We start from the raw sequence: 2,806 nt of genomic DNA on the forward strand, positions 1-2,806 counted from the left end.
AATACAAAATAATCCCAGGCTTCTGTCATAATGATAGGAAGCCTGGATTTATTTATCTGCACAAGGGGGAATATCATAATGCTTACAACAGCAGTAAAAGAAAAAATCATTTCCATCGTTTCTGCGGCTAATTTTGACGATACGAAAACAGGACGCCTTGTCTATTCATACGATGCAACACCTAATTTTCAATCGATGCCTGATGGGGTAGTGAGTCCAAGGAATAAAGAAGAAGTTTCAGAAATTGTTAAGATCTGTAATGAGTATAAAATTCCAATTGTGCCGCGTGGATCCGGAACAAATCTTTGTGCCGGCACCTGCCCGACAGAAGGCGGGATTGTGCTGCTTTTTAAACATATGAATAAGATTCTTGAAGTAGATGAAGAGAACCTGACTGCAACTGTGCAGCCTGGGGTCGTGACGCTGGATTTGATCAACGCTGTTGAAGCAAAGGGTTTATTTTTTCCGCCAGATCCAGGTTCTATGAAAATATCAACAATCGGTGGAAATATTAATGAAAATTCCGGCGGACTGCGCGGATTGAAATATGGTGTAACAAGAGACTACGTGATTGGTCTTGAAGCTGTGCTGCCTAATGGAGACATTATCCGCACTGGAGGAAAGCTTGCCAAAGATGTAGCAGGCTACGATTTCACAAGATTGTTCGTCGGTTCAGAAGGAACGTTGGGAATTGTTACGGAAGCGATCCTGAAATTGATACCAGTCCCAGAAACAAAGCAGACGATGCTTGCCTTGTATCAGGATCTTGAAGCAGCAGCGAAATCTGTTTCAAAAATCATCGCAAGCAAAATCATCCCTGCTACGCTCGAATTCCTTGATCAGCCAACACTGAGGGTTGTCGAGGATTTTGCTAAAATCGGCTTGCCTACTGATGTACAAGCTGTTTTATTGATTGAACAGGATGGCCCCCTTGAAGTTGTCCAAAGGGATATGGCCCGGATTGCCGAGGTGTGCAAGGAGGAAAAAGCTGTGTCCGTTCAGGTTGCACAATCCGAAGCAGAGGCTGAAGCGTTAAGAACAGCACGTCGCAGCGCTTTGTCAGCACTTGCCCGCTTAAAGCCGACGACGATTTTAGAAGATGCTACAGTCCCAAGATCTGAGATTGCTAGAATGGTAAATGCCATTAATGAGATTGCAGTGAAATATGATTTGAATATCTGTACATTCGGTCATGCAGGTGACGGAAACCTGCATCCAACATGCCCAACCGATTCCCGCAACCATGAGGAAATGGAAAGAGTCGAAAAAGCGTTTGCGGAAATTTTTGAAAAAGCAATTGAGTTTGGCGGCACGATCACAGGTGAGCACGGAGTTGGCGTCATGAAAGCACCGTACCTTGAGTTGAAGCTTGGCAAGGAAGGGGTCGCTGCCATGAAAGCTGTGAAGACAGCGCTTGATCCGAACAATATCATGAATCCAGGCAAGATTTTCGCGAAAGACAGCAGGAAACGAGTGGTGGTTTCAAGATGACAACAGTTCAAGAACAGCAGAGAATCCAGACACAATTCCAGGAAAAAATGAACCAGGACGAACTATTGAATTGCATGCGCTGTGGCTTTTGCCTGCCGACATGCCCGACATATATCGAATCAGGCTATCAGGAATCCCATTCACCACGCGGACGCATCGCTTTGATGAAGGCGGTAGTCGATGGTTTGATCGAACCGGATGAGGATTTTGAAAGGTCGCTCGATCTCTGCCTTGGTTGCAGGGCGTGTGAGCCGGTCTGCCCATCAGGTGTGAATTATGGACATCTTCTCGAGGAAGCTCGTGATATTGTCAATCAAAACAAGAAGTTCTCGATGCCGGTTCGAGTTGTTCGAAAAGCTGTATTCAAGGGGCTTTTCCCTCATCAGAACAGAATGAGGAGTCTTACTGGACTGATTGGTTTCTATCAGCGTTCAGGGCTTCAGAAGGTTGCGCGTGGTACAGGAGTTATGAAGCTATTTCCGGAATCTCTGGCTACTATGGAAAAAGTACTGCCAAAGGTGCCAACGATGAAGGAAATGAAAAATCGTCCTGAGCATCTTGAAGCGATCGGTACGAAAACCCATAAAGTTGCCTTTTTCAGCGGCTGCCTGATGGATACGATGTTCCTTGAGACAAATAATGCGACCATGAAGCTGCTTCAGCTGGCAGGCTGCGAAATCGTCATTCCGAAAGAGCAGGCTTGCTGCGGCGCGCTGCATGGGCACAGCGGTGAAAAGGAAGATGCGAAAGCACTAGCCCGCCGTAACATCAAAGCTTTTGAGGATACAGGCGTAGATTTTATCATCACCAATGCCGGCGGCTGCGGTGCTTTCCTGGTCGACTACGATCATCTGCTCAAGGACGAACCGGAATGGAAGGACCGCGCAAAGGCATTTACGGATAAAATTAAGGATATTTCTCAGATTTTAGTTGAGGTCGGCTTCCATGAAAAAGTGAAGCTGGAACTGCCGCAACAAATCATTACCTACCAGGACTCATGCCATTTGCGCAATGTTATGAAGACTGCTTCGGCACCTCGGACACTGCTTCAGTCCATCAAAGGCATCGAATACCGCGAGATGCAAAATGCTGACCGTTGCTGCGGTTCTGCTGGAATTTACAATATAGTCGAAAGCGAAATGTCCATGCAGTTGCTGGACTCCAAAATGGTCCAGGCAAAAGCTACCCACGCAACGACAATTGTTACTGCAAATCCAGGGTGTCTGCTCCAGATGAAACTGGGAATTGAACGCGAAGGAATGGCATCGAATATGAGAGGCGTGCATATTGTTGATTTGCTGTTGGAAGCTGTGAA

The 2,806-nt window shown here is 46.4% G+C and carries 2 protein-coding genes; both read left to right on the top strand.

Annotation, left to right across the window (positions count from 1 at the left end; genetic code table 11):
• Window positions 1-78: 78 nt before the first annotated feature.
• Window positions 79-1,491, top strand: coding sequence for a glycolate oxidase subunit GlcD (gene glcD, locus WB217_RS01090; protein ID WP_423989839.1), 1,413 nt, complete (start codon window positions 79-81; stop codon window positions 1,489-1,491).
• On the top strand, window positions 1,488-2,806 hold a 1,319-nt coding region (locus WB217_RS01095), incomplete at its 3' end, for a (Fe-S)-binding protein (RefSeq protein ID WP_423989841.1). The genes glcD and WB217_RS01095, both read left to right, overlap by 4 nt.

This window comes from Mesobacillus sp., from assembly GCF_049588175.1.
Taxonomy (GTDB): Bacteria; Bacillota; Bacilli; order Bacillales; family Cytobacillaceae; genus Mesobacillus.